Raw genomic sequence first — 20,743 nt, 5'->3', positions numbered from 1 at the left:
TGTTGCCGTCTTTACTATCGTTTCATATACGTCTCGTCATGGTTGAGTATGGTATTGGCCACTATGGTCAATGCCGCGGTCCCGGACTTGTCCCATGTGGGGTCCAATGGTCTTTCCCCAACATCCAATAGGGCAAGGGCCTCTTTTGGATTGGCCTGGAACCGTTCCGATTGTTTTTGGTAGAGTTCCCTTAAAATTTCGGTCTCCTCGTTTTTTGGATCGCGACTGATCGCCAAGCGAAAACCGTAGGCAATCTGATGGTCCAATTGTTCACCCCCTTCGCGCTGCATGCGTTCCGCCAAAACCCTGGATGCCTCTACAAATTGGGTGTCGTTTAGCAACACTAGGGCCTGTAACGGCGTGTTGGTATTTTCGCGCTTTACGGTACAAACTTCCCGTGATGGGGTATCGAAGGCCGTCATCGCCGGGTGTGGCGAGGTCCGTCGGATAAAGGTGTAAAGTCCTCTCCGATAAAGGCTATCCCCCTTTGATTCTTTATAGTTGAGCAGTTTGTGCGAGAAACTGTTTTTTTCGATCCACAAGTTCGCGGGCTGATAGGGCTTTACGCTTTTTCCACCGACCTGTTGTACCAAAAGCCCACTGGCGGCCAACGCATTGTCGCGTATCATTTCGGCGGGCAGTCGGTAACTGCTACTACGGGCTAGATAGCGATTGGTAGGATCTTTTTGTTTTTGAATCTTAGAAACTTCCGATGATTGCCGATAGGTGTGCGACATTACCATTTTTTTGAGCAAGCCCTTTACGTTCCAGTCATTTTCAACGAAATATACCGACAGCCAGTCCATTAATTCGGGATGTGAAGGTAGCGTACCCTGTACCCCAAAGTCTTGCGGGGTGGTCACCAAACCTTTTCCAAAAAGCATTTGCCAATAGCGGTTTACGGTAACCCGGGCGGTCAAGGGGTTTTCTTTGGAGAAGATCCATTGTGCAAGACCCAATCTGTTTTTGGGGTAATTTTCTTTGAACTCGGGCAGGATTTCCGGTGTGCCGGCCTTTACCTCATAAATAGGTTGCGTGTAATCCCCTCGGTCAAAGGCGAAGGCCGGACGATTCTCGGGCATTTCTTCCATGACCATGACTTCCATAATGGGACCCATTTGTTCGAGCCATTGTTGGCGAAGGGCTTTGAGTTCTTTTTCTAACAGTTTTACCGGCGGCGCCCGATCTACCCAATAGTCCGCCGCCAATTGGTCATCAGGAATTTCCGGATAATCGTCCTGTTTGGCCAAATACAATATTTCCAAAGGGGTCAGTGCCCGGGAGTAGAGATGAATGTCATCCAACATCCCTAGGAAAATACCATTTTCCCCGGTAAAGGACCGATAACTTTTTGCTACCCGTACCGGTGTGTCCACTACCTCATGGGTGCCGCTGGCAATGGTCTTTATCGATTTGTATAGGCGGTCGAAAACGATATCGGTCTCGGCAGGTTTACCATCGATATAGAGTTCGAGTCCGGTTGCAGATCCATTTCCGTTGTAGGTAAAGGCGACATGGCGCCAGGCATTTGTCCGTATCGAATCTTTGGAGCGAAGATGGATATAGTTGTGCGGAAGCGAATGGATCAGTCGGGCGTTCAAGTGGTTCAAGCTATCCAAATAGAAATCCCAACCGCGCCAAAAATTGTTTTTTTCACCCGAAGTACCCAAAAGGGTCTGTGTTTTTGCCGCTTGTCGTTTGGTTGTGTTCATCCAAAGTCCTGTAGAAAACGAATCGGTCCACTCAAAATTCGGGATACCGCTCAAATAGAGTTCGTCATATTCCCCAGTGAACATGAAAGCGTTGCCCTTTTTTCCTTTTTTTACTTTTGGAGGCTGTTGCGTTGTAGCGGTGGCCTTATCGTCTATGGAGAAACCTCCCTTGCTTCTTGGTGTGGAACGCTCCAAAGGAAAATGGCCCAGCAATTCGTTGTCCTTAAAGTCAAGGGGAAGTTTTTTGATATAGGTTTCCAGACCTTTGAGTTCTTTTTTGGTAAGGGCAAGGGTGGCGGTCTTTTGCGCGATGTTGCGCTGCAGGGTGTCCAGCTTTTGTTCGGTTTCCGCGTCGGGCAGGGGAAGCAGTGGGCCATAGTTGCCGTCGTCACCCGTCATCCCCAGTTCTTTGACATTGTTAAAGAAAGCGGTCATTTTATAGTAATCCTTTTGGGATATGGGGTCGAATTTATGATCATGGCAACGGGCACAGGCAACGGTAAGCCCCAGGAGTGCGGTGCCTACGGTTTCAGTGCGGTCCCAAACATAGTTTAACCGGAACTCCTCCTCAATGGCTCCCCCTTCGGCGGTCATGGGATGGTTTCGATTGAATGCGGTCGCCAACTTTTGGTCCTTAGTCGCGTTTGGGAGCAGATCTCCCGCCAGTTGCCAAGTAACAAATTGGTCGTATGGCATGTTATTTTGAAAAGCCTGTATCACCCAATCCCGCCAGGGCCACATCAAACGCCAACCATCGGCATGCAACCCATGGGAGTCCGCGTAACGGGACAGGTCCATCCAATCCAAGGTAAGTCGTTCGGCACAGGCATCGGACGCCAATAGGGCATCTACTATTTTTTCATAGGCATCGGGACCATCGTCCGCTACGAACGAATCGAGTTGTTCCATGGTAGGGGGCAACCCCGTAAGGTCTATGGAAACACGCCGCAGTAAACGCTCCTTTTCTGCCTTTACATTAGGTTCCAGACCGGCCGTTTTCAAGGTCTGTTGTACATAGCGGTCGATTTCGTTACCTACGGGCCATTTTTCGTTGGCTTTTTGGGGAAGAACTGGTTTGTCGGGTTTGGCAAATGCCCAATGGGGTTTCCAGGCGGCACCTTGTTCGATCCATTTGATTATGGTGGCTTTCTCCAATGGTGTTAAGAAAAGGTTCGATTCCGGAGGCGGCATAAGCAAATCGGGATCTTCGGTCAATATACGATGTACACTTTCGCTTTTTCCCGGTTTTCCCGACACAAAGGCGTAGTTGCCACTCGAAAGTTTCTTGAATGCTTCTTCTTCGATGTCCAGCCGCAGGTCGGCCTTTCGGGTATTGGCGTCCGGCCCATGACAATTGTAACAGCGGTCGGAAAGTATGGGCTTTACATGGAAATTAAAATCGACTTGCTCCGGTAGTTCTTCATAGGCCACCATTATCGCTTCTGGCGCTTGAAAGACACAGGAGGTAAATAGTGTTAGCAATCCTACAAAAAGTAGCTGTTTCAATGCCATAGGAAGATGATGTATTAACCTCTTAAAGATACATTAATTTTAGCCTTGGACTGGTTGCAGAACCCAGGTTTGGCTATTTATGTGCTACATTTGAAAAAATAGGTCAAGTGGATACTTTTGAATCAAAACAGGATGGCAAACGGATGCCGGTTTACGCACCATGTCGGGATACGTCGGGAATAGGAAGGATTTGGGTCGTTGTGCTATTATTCTTTTTGGGCGGTGCGGTAACAAATGCACAAAACGATACCCTTCCACGAACGACTTTTACAAAAATGTATCTTCCCATATGGAAAGAAGCTACCGCGCACTGTTTGGATGTTGCCATGGCAATGCCCGATTCGCTTTATACGTATAGACCTGCACCGGAAAGCAAGAGTTTTGCGGAACAGATGATCCATATCGCCAGTGCCTCCTCGCTTTTGACCAAACGCTACGTCCAAGGTTTTGAGGTAAGGCCCCATACACCAAATGCGGACGATTTGGACAAGCAGGCCATTATAGCCCTATTGAAAACGAGCTTTGCATATACTGAAACCGTGGTGCGTACCATTGATCAAGAAACATTGGACCAAAAATGCACCATGTTCCATAGCGGAAATACCGTGAGCAGGGCCTTTGCCTTATTTTATGTACAAGATCACCTCACCAATCATCGCGCCAAGGCAAACCTTTATCTGCGCATTAATGGTATTGCCCCTCCGGAATATACTTGGTAAACTGTTACGTCCATTCTATTTTTTTATCTTTCCGCTGCAATAATCTCGATCTTTTGGCTATTTTTGCCCTCCTTAAATGGGTCATTAGCTCAGTTGGTTTAGAGCGCTGCCTTGACAGGGCAGAGGTCATTGGTTCGAATCCAATATGACCCACTATAAAAGCTTCCAGTCGTTATTGGAAGCTTTTTTTTATGTTTATTTCCCTTCAAAAGGCCTTATTTTATTAGGGTGAAAATTAAAAATGATTTTTTTTGGTTTAAAAAGTGACTTTTCAATTTTAATGGTGTCTTACTATATAGAGAACACTAACCGACCCGAGTTTTATAATGGAAACATACATATTGGAACATCCGCTTTTTTTGTTTAGCACTATTATTTTTTTTATTTCCCTCGTGCACATCCTTCCTTATTTTTTTGGAAAATTGAAGCAAAAAAAATCAAAACAATTGCTATTGATAGAAAAAGATGGCGGTACTAAAAACTTAAACCAGAAGTAAACACTACCATATTAACTATTTTTTTGGTTTTAAAAGGGGCACGGAACGGTGTCCCTTTATTTTTTTTTAAAAACGTAACGATAAAAGTGACTTTTTTTTAAATATTGGGTCTCAATAAATTAACCGATACACTAAATTGATATCTTGGAGACGGACAACGCCGCCATAACAATGACTGACGAAGAACTGGTAGAACAGATCGTAAAGGACAACAATACCATGTTGTTCGGTTTGCTATATGATCGTTATGCCAAAAGAATATATCATAAATGTTCTATTTTTTCGAAGTCCGATCAGGAGGCGGAGGATCTTACCCAGGATGTTTTTTTAATGTTGTTCGTAAAATTGGGAGGTTTTAAGGGGCGCTCCAAATTTTCAACCTGGGTATATGCCTTTACCTATAATTTTTGCGTGAACCACGTGAACAGGAACAAGGAGCGTAAGATCAGTGATAAATCGGATGTACTATCCGAAGAGGTGACCAAGGCGGCAGAAGTAGATGATGAAAGCCTGTATAGCATCCCCTTGGATAAATTGAAGATTGCTTTGACACGTATCGACCCGGAGGACAAAAAACTATTATTGCTAAAGTATCAGGACGGTATTCCCATCAAAGAATTATGTAACGTTCTGGGCATTGGGGAAAGTGCCGTAAAAATGAGACTTAAAAGGGCAAAAGCAAAGTTGATAGAAGTGTATCATAAAATACCATAAATGGCAGAACAAAAAAGAAACGTATTTCAAGATATGGAACGCTCTTTAAAAGATGTTCCCGAAGAAATGAGAGGAAAAGTCATGAACGATGTGGCCATGGCCAAATTGGCTATGGAAATGGCATCTCTTTTTACCTGCAACTATAAATCGGTTGTCGGCGGAATGTTCAAGACAAATCCGAATATTGAATAATAACACACTTTAAACCTCTAGAATATTATGGAACAAATTACGGAATGGAAAGACATCGTTACGGAGACCCTTGGATCTGTGATCCGGGATATCGCCTCCATACTGCCCAATGTCATCGGGGCTTTGGTCATTCTCTTTTTTGGATGGCTCATTCATAAGGTGATCCGGTTCATGCTCAAGAAACTGCTGAAATTGGCCAATATCGACGGACTGTCCAAAAAAATAGAGGAGGCACAACTTTTTGGTGATAGCCAAGTAAAGATCGATGTTTCCAAAATATTGCTCGGGTTTGTAAAAGGCCTGCTGTTATTGGTATTTATCATAGCCGCAGCGGACACCTTAAAGCTCCATATCATCTCCTCGGAAATTGCTAATTTATTGCGCTACCTCCCTATTCTTTTGAGTGCGTTGGTCATTTTTATGGTAGGCATGTTTGCTGCACAAATGATTAAAAAAGCATTGTCCGGTGTTTTCAAATCGATGGGGTTTTCCGGTGGGAAATTGGTAAGTAGTATCATTTTTTGCCTGCTGGTGATCTTTGTGACCATTACCGCTTTAAACCAGGCGGGAATCGATACAGCGATCATTACGAATAATTTCACGTTGGTCTTGGGCGCATTTTTGCTCGCATTCAGTATTGCCTTCGGTTTGGGGTCCAAGGAAATGTTGTCCAATCTTTTGGCGACCTTCTATGCCCGAAAGAATTTTGCGATAGGCGATACCATTGAGTTGAACGGTACCAAGGGTACCATAACGGCCATCGATACGATTTTTGTCGTGCTTGCCACCGAAAATGGAAAATTGGTTGTTCCGATCAAGGAAATTGTGGAAAATAGGGTTAAGGTCGGATAGTTGAGTTGTTGGAAAGGGTAGGGTTCCCACAATTTCCCCTGCCCTTTTATTCCATTTTAACTTTGAAATCGCGCGTATAGAAATTGAATTATTTTTTAGTTGTTCGAGGCAAAAAATGGAAGCATAGCCTTAGCTACGGTTCTATTTTTTAACGAAGGACAGCTGTAAAAGAAACGATTTATTAGTGCTATTTCAAAGTTAAAATGGTATTATTCCATTTTTGCTTTTTATTTGGGTAGCTTCAAGGTAGAAATGGTATTAACTAATAATTCGTATTACTGGGTCTTACCGCTTCCTAAAACTTGCCGTTACATTATTTTCAATGGTGACAACCGCCAAGCGGTCACACTTCTTTTCACCCGTTTTGCGGATATTCTGGGCCTGTAGCACCAACTTCGTTTCAATATAAGGGGGATCTACTTCATATCTTTTTATTTCTGCCACCGATGGCTCGGTATTTGCATTAGCGCTTCTTTGTAAAATGCCCTTGTTCTTCGCAATCATTTAGTACTTTTGAACGTTAAGGTTTACGGGGGTTTTTCGACGAACGGATCTCTTTTGCACTGTGCGAATGCTAAACAGAAGCATCAAATTTTTAATCGATCATAAAGTAGTGGCATTACTGCTACTGATCCTCGTGGTAGGGTGGGGGTATTTGCACCTACCTTTTGATCTGGGTAACGGCTTGTTTCCCAAGGACCCCGTGGCCGTCGATGCCATTCCCGATATTGGTGAAAATCAGCAGATCGTATATACGGAATGGGAAGGAAAGTCGCCCCAGGATATCGAAGATCAGATTACCTACCCGCTCAGTTCTAATCTGCTGGGTGTGCCCGGTGTAAAAACGGTCCGCAGCACCTCAACGTTCGGTTTTTCCAGCATCTATGTCATTTTTGACGACGATATCGATTTCTATTGGTCGCGAAGCCGGCTTTTGGAAAAACTGAATGCCCTGCCCAACAATTTATTGCCCGAAGAGGTCCGGCCACGTTTGGGCCCTGATGCGACAGCCTTGGGCCAGTTGTTCTGGTATACCCTGGAGGGAAGGGATGCCGATGGAAAGGTTACCGGTGGTTGGGATTTGCACGAGATCCGTAGCGTTCAGGATTTTTATGTAAAAAATACGCTGGCGTCGGCAAACGGAGTATCCGAAGTAGCTTCCATAGGCGGCTATGTGCAGGAATATCAAATTGATATCGCCCCGGAGCTCATGCGCCAATACGGAATAGCACTTTCCGAGGTGGTTGCCGCGGTAAAAGAAAGCAATAAGGATGTGGGTGCAAAAACTCTCGAAATAAACAAGGCCGAGTACTATGTACGGGGCCTTGGATATATCAAGAGTATCGAGGACATCGAAAACACCGAAGTTGCGGTCCAGAACTTTACCCCGGTCCGTATCAAGGATATTGCCAATGTATCACTTGGGCCGGCCGAGCGAAGGGGCATTTTGGATAAGAACGGTGCCGAAGTGGCCGGTGGGGTGGTGGTGTCGCGTTTTGGGGCGAACCCCATGCGGACCATCGCCGCGATAAAAGAAAAAATAGCCGAACTCGCACCGGGCCTACCATCAAAAAAGCTGAAGGACGGTCGCATTTCAAAACTTACGGTAGTTCCGTTTTACGACCGTTCAAAGCTCATTAACGAAACCTTGGATACCTTGGGGAACGCCCTGTTGTTCGAGGCGTTGATCGTTGTTTTGGTTATTCTAGTGTTGCTCTACAACCTCCGGATTGCCGTTCTGGTGTCCAGTTTAATGCCCATTGCGGTGCTGATGGTGTTTATCGCGATGAAATTATTTCAGGTAGACGCCAACATCGTGGCCCTGTCCGGTATTGCCATAGCCATTGGTACCATGGTCGATATGGGAATCATTCTTGGGGAAAACATTGTTCGGCATCTTCAGTTAAATAAAGGAGGACGTGCCATCAATACGGTCGTTTTTGAAGCTACAAAAGAGGTTTCCGGTGCTATTATCACCGCTGGCCTGACCACTATCGTTAGTTTTGTTCCCGTATTTACCCTCACAGGTGCCGAAGGGAAATTGTTCATACCCTTGGCCTTTACCAAAACCGCTGCATTGACCGCGGCCATGATCGTTACGTTTTTCGTAATTCCGCCATTTGCCGCACGGTTGTTCAAAAAGAAGCGGAAAGCCGTAAAAAAGGAAAGAACGATGGATGTACTCTGTATCCTAATCGGAATCGCAATTATGGTCATAGGGTATGCCTCCGGACTGTTTCTGATCGGGTTGGGCGCGATAGGTTTTTTGGCGACTTTTAAAAGAACCGAAGCTACCCAAAAGAACAAAATACAACGCTATTGGAGTGTGTTCGCCATGCTCTGTCTATTGGGGTATTATTGGCGACCATTGGGCTTTGGGGCGAACGTATTTTGGAACGTTCTTTTTGTTGCGGTGATATGCCTACTGGTTCTTGGGGGAATACGATTTTTTGGGAGGTATTACGAACGCATACTGCTTTGGGCCATGGGCAATCGATGGTCCTTTTTAAGTATTCCCTTGGTGCTTATCGTCCTAGGACTATCCATAATGCTCGGTTCGGGGAAAGAGTTCATGCCCGCGCTGGATGAAGGAGCCTATTTGCTCATGCCGAGTGCGATGCCCCATGCCGGTATCGAAGAAAACAAACGGGTTTTGGCCCAATTGGATATGGCCGTTGCCAACATGCCGGAAATCGAAACGGCAGTGGGCAAAGCAGGTAGGACCGCTTCCGCATTGGACCCTGCCCCTTTGTCGATGTTCGAGAATGTAATACGCTACAAACCCGAATATATTTTGGACGGAAAGGGCAAACCCATACCCTTTGCCACCGATAAAAATGGACGTTTCAAAACGATACGGGGCGATGTCGTTTCCTCCGGGAGCGGCGTGGAAGCCAAGGAATTGATACCCGATAACGGAGGGGAATTTTACCGCAATTGGCGGGAGCACATCAGGAACAAAGAAGACATTTGGAACGCCATTCAAACGGCCACGGCCTTGCCCGGAATAACTTCTGCGCCAAAACTACAACCGATCGAAACACGTTTGGTAATGTTGCAAACCGGCATGCGCGCACCCATGGGAGTCAAGATTAAAGGACAGGACCTGGAGCAGATAGCCGCTTTTGGACTACAGTTGGAAAGCTTGTTAAAGGATGTTCCCGGGGTAAATAGCGAGGCGGTTTTTGCGGACCGTATTATCGGTAAACCCTATTTGTTGCTGGATATCGACCGCAACCGTATTGCACGATATGGAATTTCCATTGCCAAGGTGCAGGAAGTACTTGAAGTTGCGGTGGGTGGCAAGGTGCTCACCGAAACTGTGGAAGGTCGCGAGCGCTATGGTGTTCGGGTTCGGTATCCCAGAGAATATCGGAACAGCCCTGAAGCGTTGAAAGACGTTTATGTACGGGCACATGATGGAACGGATGTTCCAATGTCAGACTTGGTGCAGGTACGATATGAGCGGGGACCGCAGACCATAAAAAGCGAGGACGGTTTTTTGGTCGGGTATATACTTTTTGATGGTTCGGGCGACGAGGCTCCAGTAACCGTGGTAGAAAATGCCAAGGCGCAAATTACGCTGGCATTGAAGAACGGCAGTTTAAAACTACCATCGGGTATCCAATATTCCTTTACGGGAACATATGAAAACCAGCAAAGAGCCGCCAAAACACTACTTTTTGTAATCCCCTTGGTATTGTTGGTTATCTTGCTGATCCTGTATGTGCAGTTTCGATCTTTGGCCATTTCCTTTATGGTATTTACGGGGGTGGCGGTCGCTTTTTCCGGCGGTTTCCTGTTGATCTGGTTGTATGGTCAGGATTGGTTTATGAATTTTGGGGCCGGTTCCCTTAATTTTAGGGAACTGTTCGGTGTACGTACGGTACATTTGAGCGTTGCCGTGTGGGTAGGGTTCATTGCCCTTTTTGGTATTGCCACGGACGATGGAGTGGTCATGGCCACCTATTTGAAACAACGTTTTGGCGTAAATCGACCCAAAACGGCACAGGGTATTCGGGATGCCGTGTTGGAGGCGGGAAAAAGACGTATCCGACCTTGCTTGATGACCACTGCGACCACCATATTGGCACTTTTGCCGATTTTAACGGCTACTGGAAGGGGGAGCGATGTTATGGTGCCTATGGCGATTCCCGTTTTTGGGGGAATGCTGGTGGCCCTGATAACCCTTTTTGTTGTGCCGGTGCTCTTTGCTTGGCTGCAGGAGTCGAAATTGAAAACCGAAAAGTTGGATTAAGGAATTTATGGAAGTTATCAAGAAATATGGCGGATATATAGGAGTGCTGCTCTTGGGGCTGCTCATCGGTTACTTCTTTTTTGGCGAAAAGGGGCATGCCGATCATGCAAACGGTACCACGGTCGAGAAGGGTGCGGTATACACCTGTGCAATGCACCCCGAGGTACGAAAAGGGGACATGGGTACTTGCCCCTTATGCGGCATGGATTTGACAAAAGGTGCAACGGAAACAAAGGTATCGTCGAACCGGTTTCAGATGAGCGAGGATGCCCTGGCGTTAGCAAATGTAGAAACTACGACTATAGGGCTAGGTTCCTTTGATGAAAACACCTTGCAGCTTTCCGGTAAAATAACCACTAACGAACGTACCGATGCCGTGCAGACCAGTATTTTCGACGGACGTATCGAGGCACTGAACATCAATTATGTAGGGCAGTACATCAAGAAAGGGAAAAAACTGGGCACCATTTATGCTCCCGATATGTATCTGGCACAGGACAAGTTGCTCACCTCGGCCTCGTACCGGGAAACGCATGAGAAGCTCTTCGCTTCGTCCCGGAACACTTTGGGGCTATGGAAGCTTACCGATGCACAGATCGATGAGGTGTTAAAAACAGGTAAACCCATACTGAACTTCCCGATTTTCGCCGATGTTTCCGGAACGGTGACCGAAGTGCTCGCCTCCGAGGGCAATTTTTATGAACAGGGCGATGCGCTCTTCCGGGTGTCCAACCTTTACACCGTATGGGCCGTTTTTGACGCCTACGAAAGTCAATTGCCGATGTTGCGAAACGGACAGGAAATTACCATTACCTCAAAAGCGTTTCAAGGAGAAGCGTATACCGCAAAAGTCGATTTTATAGAGCCCGTTCTGAACACTGAAAAGCGTACCGTTTCCGTACGGGCCACAATGGTCAATAAAAGCGGGGCATTGAAACCGGGGATGTTCGTTGAGGGGCGTGTAGCGGTCGCTATGGAGGAGCAAGTGCTCACCGTACCCAAATCGGCAGTGCTATGGACGGGAAAACGTTCGCTGGTCTACGTAAAACCCGATAGCACAAAGCCTTCTTTTGAAATGGTGGAAGTCGACTTGGGAAATGTTTTGGGGGACAGCTACATTGTGATCAATGGTTTGTCGTCCGGTGATGAAGTGGTAACCAATGGCACGTTTACCATAGATGCGGCAGCGCAATTGTCCGGGAAAAAGTCGATGATGTCACAAAAAGGGGCGGATACGGATATTGAAGGCAGTACCGTTCCGTTACCCTTGAAGGGGGTCGGCGCGACAACGTTCGAAACGGTTTTTCAGCGGTACGTTCAAGTCAAGGAAGCTTTGGTAGCATCAAAACCCAGCGAAGCATCCTTGGCGGCGAAGGAACTGTTAGCGGAACTGTCGGCAATCGATACCGGGCAACTGCCCAAGGAAATTGTGGCTTACATGGGCCAACTTAAGAAATGGACGGTCTCCCTATCGGAATCGAACCAATTGGCCGAACAACGCAAGGCTTTTAAGCCACTATCGGAACAATTGATACACCTAGCGACTTCGATGACCGATTTGGACAAACCGCTGTACGTACAGTTTTGTCCGATGGCGGATGGGAACAAAGGCGCAACTTGGATCAGTTTGGAAGAAAAAATCCGTAACCCCTATTTTGGAGATGCCATGCTACAGTGCGGAACCTTGAAAAAAACGTTGGAGTAGGGGGAATAGCATTTTATAAGTTTCGTTAGTACCGTAGGAAAATTGTCGTAATCATAGGATGCGGTACCCGTCCTACAGGGGAGGCCCATCGCCACCCAAAGAAATCCCGAGGAAAACATATAAACTACTTCAAACAAGGTCCAAAACCCTTTCCAAGGCCATCCCTCTCGACCCCTTGATCAGTAGGGTGCTTTTTGCCGCTATAGGATGTGTAAGCAGGTGCTCCTTCAAGGCATCGAAGGAGGCAAAGGTGGGCAGGTCGGTATTGGTATCCTTAAAGTGTTCCCCGACCAAATAAACAGCATCGAACTGCATTTTGGCTACCTTGTCGGCAAGCGATCGGTGTTCCTTTTGGGCGACATCGCCCAGCTCGAACATATCCCCCAAGAAAATGGTTTTCGTGTTACCCGAGAGCGTTCTGAAGTGCTCCAATGCCGCCCTCATGCTCGTGGGGTTGGCATTGTAGGCATCCAAAATAATGTGATGGCCGTTTTTCTCCAAAACTTGGGAACGGTTGTTGTCCGGTACGTAGGTTTCCAATGCTTGTTTGATGTGTTCCGGGGTCACATTAAAATACTTTCCCATGAGCACCGCTGCGGCGCAGTTGGTAAAGTTATATGCCCCGATCAGGTGGGTGGCTATCGTTGTTCCCTCAAACCTAAGGTTGACGTATGGGTCAGCCCCCAGAAAATCAATACGGTAAAATTGTTCGTTCGCCGTACTGAAACCGAACTTATGAATATAGGCACCCAGTTTTTCATGCTGGATGGGGTCATCGGCATTCATGAAAACCGACTTTTTGTGTTCCAATAAATGGGTGTACAGTTCGCTCTTTCCTTTGATCACTCCTTCCACACCGCCAAAGCCCTCCAAATGGGCCTTTCCAAAATTGGTGATGTATCCGAAATCCGGCTGCGCGATATCGGCCAAAAAAGCGATTTCCCGTTGGTGGTTGGCACCCATTTCCACTATGGCCATTTCGGTATCCTCCGCGATCGATAACAAGGTGAGCGGCACCCCAATATGGTTGTTCAGATTGCCATTGGTGGCAATGGTCGCGTATTTTTTGGAAAGTACCTCCCGTATCAATTCCTTGGTGGTCGTTTTTCCGTTGCTACCGGTCAGTGCGATGACCTTTGCATTGCTATGGCGACGGTGGAAGGTGGCAAGTTGCTGAAGTGTTTTTAGCACATCGTCCACCAGAACGATCCTATCGTCCGTTCGGTATTCCGCTTCGTCCACAACGGCATAGGCTGCCCCTTTTTCCAAGGCTTCCGAGGCAAATCGGTTCCCGTTAAAATGTTCCCCTTTTAAGGCGAAAAAGATACTGTCGGGAATTATGTTACGGGTATCGGTAACCGCCGTGGGGTACTTTAAAAACAGGGAGTGTAATTCAGGAATCGTCATAAAACAAAAGTATAAAAAAAGTCCCGACGGTGAGGTCGGGACTTTAACTTATGCTATGCTTACGGGGCTTATTTTGCTTTCTTGCCGCGTGGTGTTTTGTTCTTTGTTTTCGACTTGGAACCAACTCTGGACATGGCACATCGGAAACCGATATAATCGGTAGCCATGTATTGTGGCAAGTACCTTCGTTGTGCAGGATCTAACCAATAGGCACGGTCTCTCCAAGAGCCTCCTTTGAATACCCTTACTTCATCATTGATCAGGGTAGTTCTGTTGTTCGACTTATCGTACTGACGGATCAGGTTGCCCGAAGAATCGCGTTCCACCTTGTGTTTTGGGGAATCGTACATTTTTCTTTGGTCCTCTTCATCCTCTTCGTCACTGAACTGATCAAAGAATCTCGATGAACCTGCATCACCATCACGATATCCTCGGTTATCACTGGAATCGAAATTGGTTCTTAAATAGGTTTCGTTTTCGTCCACCGGAACCATTTTTATTTCTCCCGGAAGGTTTACCGCTACAATTTTACCGTTAGGTAGGGTATCGTACATGATGCTGTCCCTAAGGATATTTACTTTTCCATCTTCGCCGATGGCCGTTTTCATGTAAATGTTACCCCTGTAGTAGTTGAAATCACTTATCTCATCGTCAACGATAGGTCGGTATACATCGGCTACCCATTCGGCAACGTTACCCGCCATATCATACAATCCCAAGTCGTTTGGTTTGTAGGACATTACCTGTGCGGTAATATCGGCACCATCATCGGACCATCCGGCAATTCCACCGTAATCTCCTTTTCCTTGCTTGAAGTTGGCCAATTGGTCACCACGTCCTACGCGTTGTCCATTTCTGGTATAATCACCTTCCCATGGATATTTTTTACGTCCTCTGTAGTTGTTGTATTCCCTTGAGCCTTGGTTTGCCTGAGCGGCATATTCCCATTCCGTTTCCGTTGGTAAACGATATTCCGGAATAATAACACCACTGCTGCGCTTGGCATAGGTATTTACACTGTCTTTTTTCTGTTTTCCCTGTAACGAATCGATTTGACCATTATAAACCGATTCAGGTCGGTTCAAATACGCTTCCGTACTGAACGTTCCGCCTACTTCGCCGGTAGCTGCCTTGTACTTGGCGTCCTTGGCCAAATAGCCCTCACGCTCCAACAATACTTCGTTCACACGGTCCGTACGCCACTCGGCAAACTGGGTCGCTTGAATCCAATTGACACCTACAACAGGATACTCCGCATAAGCAGGGTGCCTCAAATAGTTGTTGGTCATGGTTTCGTTAAAGCCCAAACGGTTTCTCCATACCAAAGTATCGGGCAATGCACCTTTATAAATATTGGCGTACATCGGATTTTCTGGAGGATATACACTTTTCAGGTAGTCTAAATATTCCAGATACATCACATTTGTTACTTCCGTTTCATCCATGTAAAACGACTGTACGTGCTGTGATGTAGGTGTATTGTCCCAATCGTGCATTACGTCATCTTGTACCTTACCTTTGGTAAACGTACCACCTTCTACAAATACCAGACCGGGAGCGGTTTCTTGCTCCTTGAAATCGGTATTGTATTGGAAACCTCCTTCTTTTGCGTTGATTTTCCAGCCGGTCGCTCTAGAAACATCTTTTCCGCCAGAGGATTTTTTACAGCTGGTAACCGTAAAGCCGCCTGCGACAACTGCGCAAGAAAGTACAACTTTGATAAACTGTTTTTTCATAATTAGGACTTGAGTTCAAATGTTCGAAATGCCTGTTCAGAGCAATTCAGGTTTGTATTTTGATTAATTTTAATGTCACTTTCGGCATGTAAAACGTTGATTTGGGCCATATATTTTATTCCATCGGAATTTTTTACATATTATTCAAATCGACAACAATAAACTGCCAAAACGGTAGGTTACCTTGATAACGACATAAAAACCGATATAGTATCCAATACCCTCTTTTCTTTGCCGACCAATTCTATAGAAAGCCATTTGCCCGCTTTAAGTCGGACTTCATCGATGATGGTTGTCGTTAATAAACTGTTTTTTATCAAAAAAGACCATTATATCGAAAAAAAACACTCCTTATATAAGAATATCATAAATTGGTCGTTTAACCATGTGAAACAACCATACGATGGGAGCATTTTCTATGGACAAATAACTAACAAATTTAAATGGAAAAAATGAAAAAATTAGTGCTTTTGACGCTACTTACCGTGATGTGTAAAGTGTCTGCACAGGACAACGACAGGGTCATTACGACCGCGGTGCCTTTTTTAACGATCGCGGCAGATGCAAGGTCGGCGGGTATGGCCGATATGGGAGTGGCTACTTCTACCGATGCCTATTCCCAGCAATGGAACCCGGCCAAATTTGCCTTTGCGGAGCGCAAAATGGGTATTAGCGTAGGATATACCCCTTATTTGGAAAGTGTTATTCGGGATATCGGATTGCTTTCCGGTAGTTACTACAATAAAATTGATGATCAAAGTGCCTTTGCCGTTGGCTTGCGCTATTTTACGCTTGGCGAAATTGAATTGCGACAAACCATTTTGGAGGAAGCTACCGTGGTGAAACCGAACGAATTGGCTTTAGACGGTTCATATACCCGCAAATTGAGCCCCACATTTTCTATGGCGGTCGGTGGAAGGTTTATCAGTTCTAACCTTCGTTTGCCTCAAACGGTTTCTGGAACGGATACCCAAGCGGCCAATGCCTTCGCCGTTGATGTGGCCGGATACTATCGTTCAAGAGAAATTGGTTACAGCAGTTTCGATGGTCGTTGGAGAGCCGGTTTCAATATTTCCAACCTTGGTGGTAAGATACAATATGATGAAGGCGGACAAGAGAACTTTTTACCGACCAATTTGGGTCTTGGTGTCGGGTTCGATATGATTTTGGATCAAGATAACGTTATCTCTTTTACTACGGAGTTAAATAAGCTGTTGGTACCGACCCCTAGGGATTTTGACGGTGATGGCGATATTGATGCCGCCGATAACGACGAGTATCAGCAAATCGGATTCTTTAACGGTGTTTTTGAGTCGTTCGGTGATGCACCTGACGGTTTTGGTGAAGAATTGAAGGAATTTACTTGGGCCCTTGGGGCAGAGTATACCTATCAGGATTCCTTCATGATCCGTACTGGATATTTTAACGAGAGCGAGGAAAAAGGGGCCAGAAAGTTTTTTACTTTGGGTGCCGGCTTCAAGTTTAATGTGGTCCAGGTAGATCTATCGTATCTGTTCTCAACTTCGCAGATTAAAAATCCTTTGGAAAATTCATTACGTTTCTCGCTGGCCTTCAATTTGGGCGAGGAAATGTTCAACGACTAACGATAACGGTCAACGAAATAGCATAGTAAAAAACCCGCCCAAAAGCGGGTTTTTTTGTCGGAGGTTATAGGCCGTCCCCGATACCGGTAAAATACGGTATCTTTAATCCGGTTTATGTATTGGAACTTCCTCTTGAGGTCGAAAATCCAATAAAACCAGATGTTTTCCGGGTTTGGGCCTAACCCTGATGTTTTGAGGTTACGGTCAGGATCAAGGTTTTTTTGGCCTTTCCTCGCGAGAAGCGGCCTTGGGCATCGTCAACCAAGCACAATAACATGCAAAAACACAACATCTCATTTGAACTTTCCGAAGTGGAATCGATTGCGGCGCTTGCGCCCGACGAAAGGAATTTAATGCAAAAAGCGATTGCGGCACGCGAGGGTGCCTATGCCCCGTACTCCAACTTTCATGTAGGTGCCGCGGTATTGATGGAAAATGGTGCTATAGTGATCGGAAGCAATCAGGAAAATGCAAGTTACCCGAGCGGGCTATGTGCCGAGCGGGTAGCAATTTTTCATGCCGGAGCGTTGTACCCTGGCGAAACGATAACCGCCATTGCCATCACCGCGTCCGCCAAGGCCTATACCGTTGACCGCCCTGCGGCTCCTTGCGGAAACTGTCGGCAGTCCATCTCGGAATACGAAACTAAACAAAAAGCGCCCATTCGCATTCTTTTTATGGGTGCCGTCGGTCCGGTATTCATCGCCGAGGCCATGGCCGATCTATTGCCCTTGGCTTTCAATAGTACATTTTTAAAGTAATACCGTTTTCACCTTAAAATTACCCATTAAAAATTGCCCTTTTCCGTTTATACTTCAAAATAAAAAGCAACTGTAGCTACTGCTATGCCTGATTCTGATTTTTCGTCCAAGCAAAAAATGACGGCTTTTTGTTTGGATGATTTTAAAGCAAAAATGGCATAAGGCAAGTAGCCCTTATCCACCTCAAAAAGCCGTCGCTATAGGCGGTGGTTTTAATATGGTTTTTTGTGCAAAGCTTTTGACTTTAATTGCTTTTCCACTATTGATTTAATATGTATTTTTGTTTTCCGCAAAACGGAATGGGCGTGCCTTTTGGCCAAAACAAAGTATAGAATACAATAAGAAACGATCAATGGAAAAAATTACCAAGGAAGTTTATCTAAAATGGTATGAGGATATGTTGTTCTGGCGCAAGTTCGAAGACAAGCTTGCCGCTGTGTACATTCAGCAGAAAGTAAGAGGGTTTTTACACCTATATAATGGTCAAGAAGCGGTTTTGGCAGGTGCTCTGCACGCGATGGATCTGACAAAAGATCGGATGATAACTGCCTATAGAAACCACGTTCAACCGATCGGTATGGGGGTCGACCCCAAAAAGGTAATGGCGGAACTTTTTGGAAAGGTCACCGGAACATCCATGGGAATGGGTGGATCCATGCATATTTTTTCAAAAGAACACCGCTTTCATGGCGGACATGGTATCGTAGGGGGGCAGATACCCTTGGGGGCTGGAATGGCCTTTGGCGATAAGTATGCCGGAAGGGATAACGTAACCTTATGTTATATGGGCGACGGAGCCGTTCGGCAGGGTTCGTTGCACGAAACTTTTAACCTGGCGATGTTATGGCAACTGCCCGTAGTGTTCGTATGTGAGAACAATGGGTATGCCATGGGAACCTCAGTGGCCCGAACCTCGTACTCGACCGATATTTGGAAGTTGGGATTGGGATACGAAATGCCATGCGGCCCTGTCGATGGTATGGATCCCGTTACGGTCGCGCAAGAGATGAGCAAGGCCATAGAACGGGCTAGAACCGGTGGCGGACCAACTTTCTTGGAAATGAAAACATACCGATACCGAGGGCACTCCATGTCGGATGCACAACACTACCGAACCAAGGAAGAAGTAGAGGAATACAAAAAAATAGACCCGATCACCAAAGTGCTGGACGTTATCAAGGAAAACGACTACGCTACCGAAGAAGAGATCAAGACAATCGATAAGCGGGTGAAGGAAATGGTATCCGAATGCGAGAAATTCGCGGAGGAATCGGACTACCCACCAACACAGCAATTGTATGACATGGTATACGAACAGGAAGACTTTCCATTTGTACCACATAAACTTTAAGTAGATGGCAGAAGTAATCAATATGCCCCGCCTAAGCGATACCATGGAAGAAGGTACCGTTGCAAAATGGCTCAAGCAAGTAGGGGACAAGATCGAAGAGGGAGATATTTTGGCCGAAATCGAAACCGACAAGGCTACCATGGAATTTGAATCCTTTCATGAAGGTACCCTTTTGCATATCGGAATCGAGGAAGGCGATGGAGCCCCTGTAGATTCGCTTTTGGCCATTATCGGTGAAAAAGGTGAAGATATTTCTGGATTGCTTAACGGCAGTGCTACCACAGAAGATACCGATAGCGGTTCAGAAGCTGCGGATAGTGCCCCGGAACAGGCAGCAACTGCCGATGCAGGTGCAACCGAAACGACCTCTGAAATTCCGGAAGGTGTGGAAGTAGTGAAAATGCCACGTTTGAGCGATACCATGGAAGAAGGTACCGTAGCCGCATGGTTAAAAAGTGTGGGCGATACAATAGAAGAAGGCGATATTTTAGCGGAAATAGAGACCGATAAGGCAACGATGGAGTTTGAATCGTTCTATTCGGGAACATTGTTATATATCGGTATCAAGGAAGGGGAGTCTTCTCCGGTTGATGCCGTTTTGGCGGTTATCGGTCCGGAAGGCACCGATGTTGATGCCGTTTTGAACGCAAAACCTGCCGCCGAGAAAGCGGAAGCGGCCCCGGTAGCAAAGGACGAAGTTGCGCAAGAACAGCCTGCTGCTGCGGAGACAACAGTGAACAATACCGCCAATGGGCAGCGTATATTCGCATCGCCCTTGGCCAAACGCATCGCTTCGGACAAGGGTATCGATTTGTCCCAGGTTACCGGAACGGGAGACCATGGACGCATCGTTAAAAAAGATGTTGAAAATTACAAGCCCAGTGCCCAAACGGCTCCGGTTGCAGAAACGGCCACTACCGCTCCCGCAACAGCTGCTGCGGCTTTGGCACCGATCAACCTGCCTGTTGGCGAAGAGGGAAGCGAAGAGGTCAAGAATTCGCAAATGCGGAAAACGATTGCCAAGCGATTGGCGGAATCCAAATTTACCGCACCGCATTATTATTTGATGATCGAGGTCGATATGGATAATGCCATGGCTTCGCGCGTACAGATCAATAGCTTGCCCGAGACCAAAGTGTCCTTTAACGATATGGTGGTCAAAGCGGCGGCCATGGCCTTAAAAAAGCATCCACAGGTAAATACTACTTGGAACGGTGATACTACACGTTATAACCATCATATTCACGTAGGAGTAGCCGTTGCCGTTGAAGACGGTCTAATGGTACCCGTATTGAAATTTACCGATCAGATGAGCCTTACCCAAATTGGGGCCTCGGTAAAAGATTTGGCGGGAAAGGCCAGAAACAAAAAACTGGCCCCAGCAGAAATGGAGGGCAGTACGTTTACGGTATCCAATTTGGGAATGTTCGGTATCGTTGAATTTACCTCCATTATCAACCAACCGAATTCCGCCATCTTATCGGTAGGGGCGATCGTTCAAAAACCTGTTGTGAAAAACGGTGAGATCGTTGTAGGGAATACGATGACGGTTTCGTTGGCCTGCGATCATAGAACTGTCGATGGTGCAACCGGAGCGTCCTTTTTACAGACCTTGCGAGCCTACCTGGAGAATCCTGTGACCATGTTGGCATAGATCGAATCAGATGGAGGAAACGAATTTGGGCATCCCGGAATATCCGGGATGCTTTTTTTATCTTTAGAA

At 46.3% G+C, this 20,743-nt stretch carries 14 protein-coding genes and 1 tRNA gene; 11 read left to right on the top strand and 4 right to left on the bottom strand.

Features of this window, described 5'->3' with window-relative positions:
- Positions 1–14: 14 nt before the first annotated feature.
- The gene (locus tag ACRD7P_RS17115) at positions 15–3,224 is read right to left on the bottom strand and encodes a DUF1553 domain-containing protein (RefSeq protein WP_430908891.1); all 3,210 of its coding nucleotides are present in this window, start codon (positions 3,222–3,224) and stop codon (positions 15–17) included.
- Between the two features lie 107 nt (positions 3,225–3,331).
- On the opposite strand from ACRD7P_RS17115, the gene ACRD7P_RS17110 reads away from it, so the two are divergent.
- The 5 genes from ACRD7P_RS17110 to ACRD7P_RS17090 all read left to right on the top strand — a co-directional run bounded on the left by ACRD7P_RS17110 (position 3,332) and on the right by ACRD7P_RS17090 (position 6,198).
- Positions 3,332–3,943, top strand: coding sequence for a DinB family protein (locus ACRD7P_RS17110; protein ID WP_430908890.1), 612 nt, complete (start codon positions 3,332–3,334; stop codon positions 3,941–3,943).
- A 78-nt stretch (positions 3,944–4,021) separates the two neighbouring features.
- A tRNA-Val gene (locus ACRD7P_RS17105) sits at positions 4,022–4,096 on the top strand.
- A gap of 488 nt (positions 4,097–4,584) precedes the next feature.
- Positions 4,585–5,154, top strand: coding sequence for an RNA polymerase sigma factor (locus ACRD7P_RS17100; RefSeq protein ID WP_430908888.1), 570 nt, complete (start codon positions 4,585–4,587; stop codon positions 5,152–5,154).
- Positions 5,155–5,346: a hypothetical protein gene (locus tag ACRD7P_RS17095; protein WP_430908887.1), complete on the top strand. Its 192-nt coding sequence runs from the start codon at positions 5,155–5,157 to the stop codon at positions 5,344–5,346.
- A 27-nt stretch (positions 5,347–5,373) separates the two neighbouring features.
- A complete protein-coding gene (locus ACRD7P_RS17090) occupies positions 5,374–6,198 on the top strand; it encodes a mechanosensitive ion channel family protein (protein WP_430908886.1) in 825 nt (274 codons plus the stop codon).
- Positions 6,199–6,483: 285 nt separating this feature from the next.
- Here the strand turns inward: ACRD7P_RS17090 and ACRD7P_RS17085 are convergent, their stop codons facing one another.
- Positions 6,484–6,702 (bottom strand): hypothetical protein, encoded by a 219-nt coding sequence (locus tag ACRD7P_RS17085; RefSeq protein WP_430908885.1) that lies wholly within the window; start codon positions 6,700–6,702, stop codon positions 6,484–6,486.
- A gap of 67 nt (positions 6,703–6,769) precedes the next feature.
- Between ACRD7P_RS17085 and ACRD7P_RS17080 the strand changes: the two genes are divergently transcribed.
- Positions 6,770–10,456: an efflux RND transporter permease subunit gene (locus ACRD7P_RS17080; RefSeq protein ID WP_430908884.1), complete on the top strand. Its 3,687-nt coding sequence runs from the start codon at positions 6,770–6,772 to the stop codon at positions 10,454–10,456.
- A gap of 7 nt (positions 10,457–10,463) precedes the next feature.
- Entirely contained in the window at positions 10,464–12,161 is a 1,698-nt protein-coding gene (locus tag ACRD7P_RS17075; RefSeq protein ID WP_430908883.1) for an efflux RND transporter periplasmic adaptor subunit, read from the top strand.
- 129 nt (positions 12,162–12,290) lie between these two features.
- On the opposite strand, the gene ACRD7P_RS17070 is transcribed toward ACRD7P_RS17075, so the two are convergent.
- Together ACRD7P_RS17070 and gldJ are read right to left on the bottom strand one after the other, a co-directional pair.
- Positions 12,291–13,568 (bottom strand): UDP-N-acetylmuramoyl-tripeptide--D-alanyl-D-alanine ligase, encoded by a 1,278-nt coding sequence (locus tag ACRD7P_RS17070; protein ID WP_430908882.1) that lies wholly within the window; start codon positions 13,566–13,568, stop codon positions 12,291–12,293.
- A gap of 68 nt (positions 13,569–13,636) precedes the next feature.
- Positions 13,637–15,304: a gliding motility lipoprotein GldJ gene (gene gldJ / locus ACRD7P_RS17065; protein WP_430908881.1), complete on the bottom strand. Its 1,668-nt coding sequence runs from the start codon at positions 15,302–15,304 to the stop codon at positions 13,637–13,639.
- Between the two features lie 452 nt (positions 15,305–15,756).
- On the opposite strand from gldJ, the gene porV reads away from it, so the two are divergent.
- The 4 genes from porV (at position 15,757) to ACRD7P_RS17045 (ending at position 20,674) form a co-directional block, all read left to right on the top strand.
- Complete coding sequence (porV, locus tag ACRD7P_RS17060) at positions 15,757–16,908, top strand: type IX secretion system outer membrane channel protein PorV (protein WP_430908880.1); 1,152 nt, start codon at positions 15,757–15,759, stop codon at positions 16,906–16,908.
- 275 nt (positions 16,909–17,183) lie between these two features.
- Positions 17,184–17,669: a cytidine deaminase gene (gene cdd / locus ACRD7P_RS17055; RefSeq protein ID WP_430908879.1), complete on the top strand. Its 486-nt coding sequence runs from the start codon at positions 17,184–17,186 to the stop codon at positions 17,667–17,669.
- A gap of 352 nt (positions 17,670–18,021) precedes the next feature.
- Positions 18,022–19,020, top strand: coding sequence for a pyruvate dehydrogenase (acetyl-transferring) E1 component subunit alpha (gene pdhA, locus ACRD7P_RS17050; RefSeq protein WP_430908878.1), 999 nt, complete (start codon positions 18,022–18,024; stop codon positions 19,018–19,020).
- 4 nt (positions 19,021–19,024) lie between these two features.
- Positions 19,025–20,674 (top strand): 2-oxo acid dehydrogenase subunit E2, encoded by a 1,650-nt coding sequence (locus tag ACRD7P_RS17045; protein WP_430908877.1) that lies wholly within the window; start codon positions 19,025–19,027, stop codon positions 20,672–20,674.
- Positions 20,675–20,743: the final 69 nt, after the last annotated feature.

It is taken from the genome of Maribacter sp. 2-571 (assembly GCF_050589625.1).
Lineage (GTDB): Bacteria > Bacteroidota > Bacteroidia > Flavobacteriales > Flavobacteriaceae > Pelagihabitans.
Note: the sequence above shows the minus strand (reverse complement) of the source record. Positions and strands in the feature narration are given on the sequence as shown.

Excerpts from the sequence above, each read along its gene's own strand:
- ACRD7P_RS17115 (WP_430908891.1), bottom strand. The coding sequence starts at position 3,224 with ATGGCATTGAAACAGCTACTTTTTGTAGGATTGCTAACACTATTTACC.
- ACRD7P_RS17095 (WP_430908887.1), top strand. The coding sequence starts at position 5,155 with ATGGCAGAACAAAAAAGAAACGTATTTCAAGATATGGAACGCTCTTTA.
- ACRD7P_RS17090 (WP_430908886.1), top strand. The coding sequence starts at position 5,374 with ATGGAACAAATTACGGAATGGAAAGACATCGTTACGGAGACCCTTGGA.
- ACRD7P_RS17085 (WP_430908885.1), bottom strand. The coding sequence starts at position 6,702 with ATGATTGCGAAGAACAAGGGCATTTTACAAAGAAGCGCTAATGCAAAT.
- ACRD7P_RS17080 (WP_430908884.1), top strand. The coding sequence starts at position 6,770 with ATGCTAAACAGAAGCATCAAATTTTTAATCGATCATAAAGTAGTGGCA.
- ACRD7P_RS17075 (WP_430908883.1), top strand. The coding sequence starts at position 10,464 with ATGGAAGTTATCAAGAAATATGGCGGATATATAGGAGTGCTGCTCTTG.
- ACRD7P_RS17070 (WP_430908882.1), bottom strand. The coding sequence starts at position 13,568 with ATGACGATTCCTGAATTACACTCCCTGTTTTTAAAGTACCCCACGGCG.
- gldJ (WP_430908881.1), bottom strand. The coding sequence starts at position 15,304 with ATGAAAAAACAGTTTATCAAAGTTGTACTTTCTTGCGCAGTTGTCGCA.
- porV (WP_430908880.1), top strand. The coding sequence starts at position 15,757 with ATGAAAAAATTAGTGCTTTTGACGCTACTTACCGTGATGTGTAAAGTG.
- cdd (WP_430908879.1), top strand. The coding sequence starts at position 17,184 with ATGCAAAAACACAACATCTCATTTGAACTTTCCGAAGTGGAATCGATT.
- pdhA (WP_430908878.1), top strand. The coding sequence starts at position 18,022 with ATGGAAAAAATTACCAAGGAAGTTTATCTAAAATGGTATGAGGATATG.
- ACRD7P_RS17045 (WP_430908877.1), top strand. The coding sequence starts at position 19,025 with ATGGCAGAAGTAATCAATATGCCCCGCCTAAGCGATACCATGGAAGAA.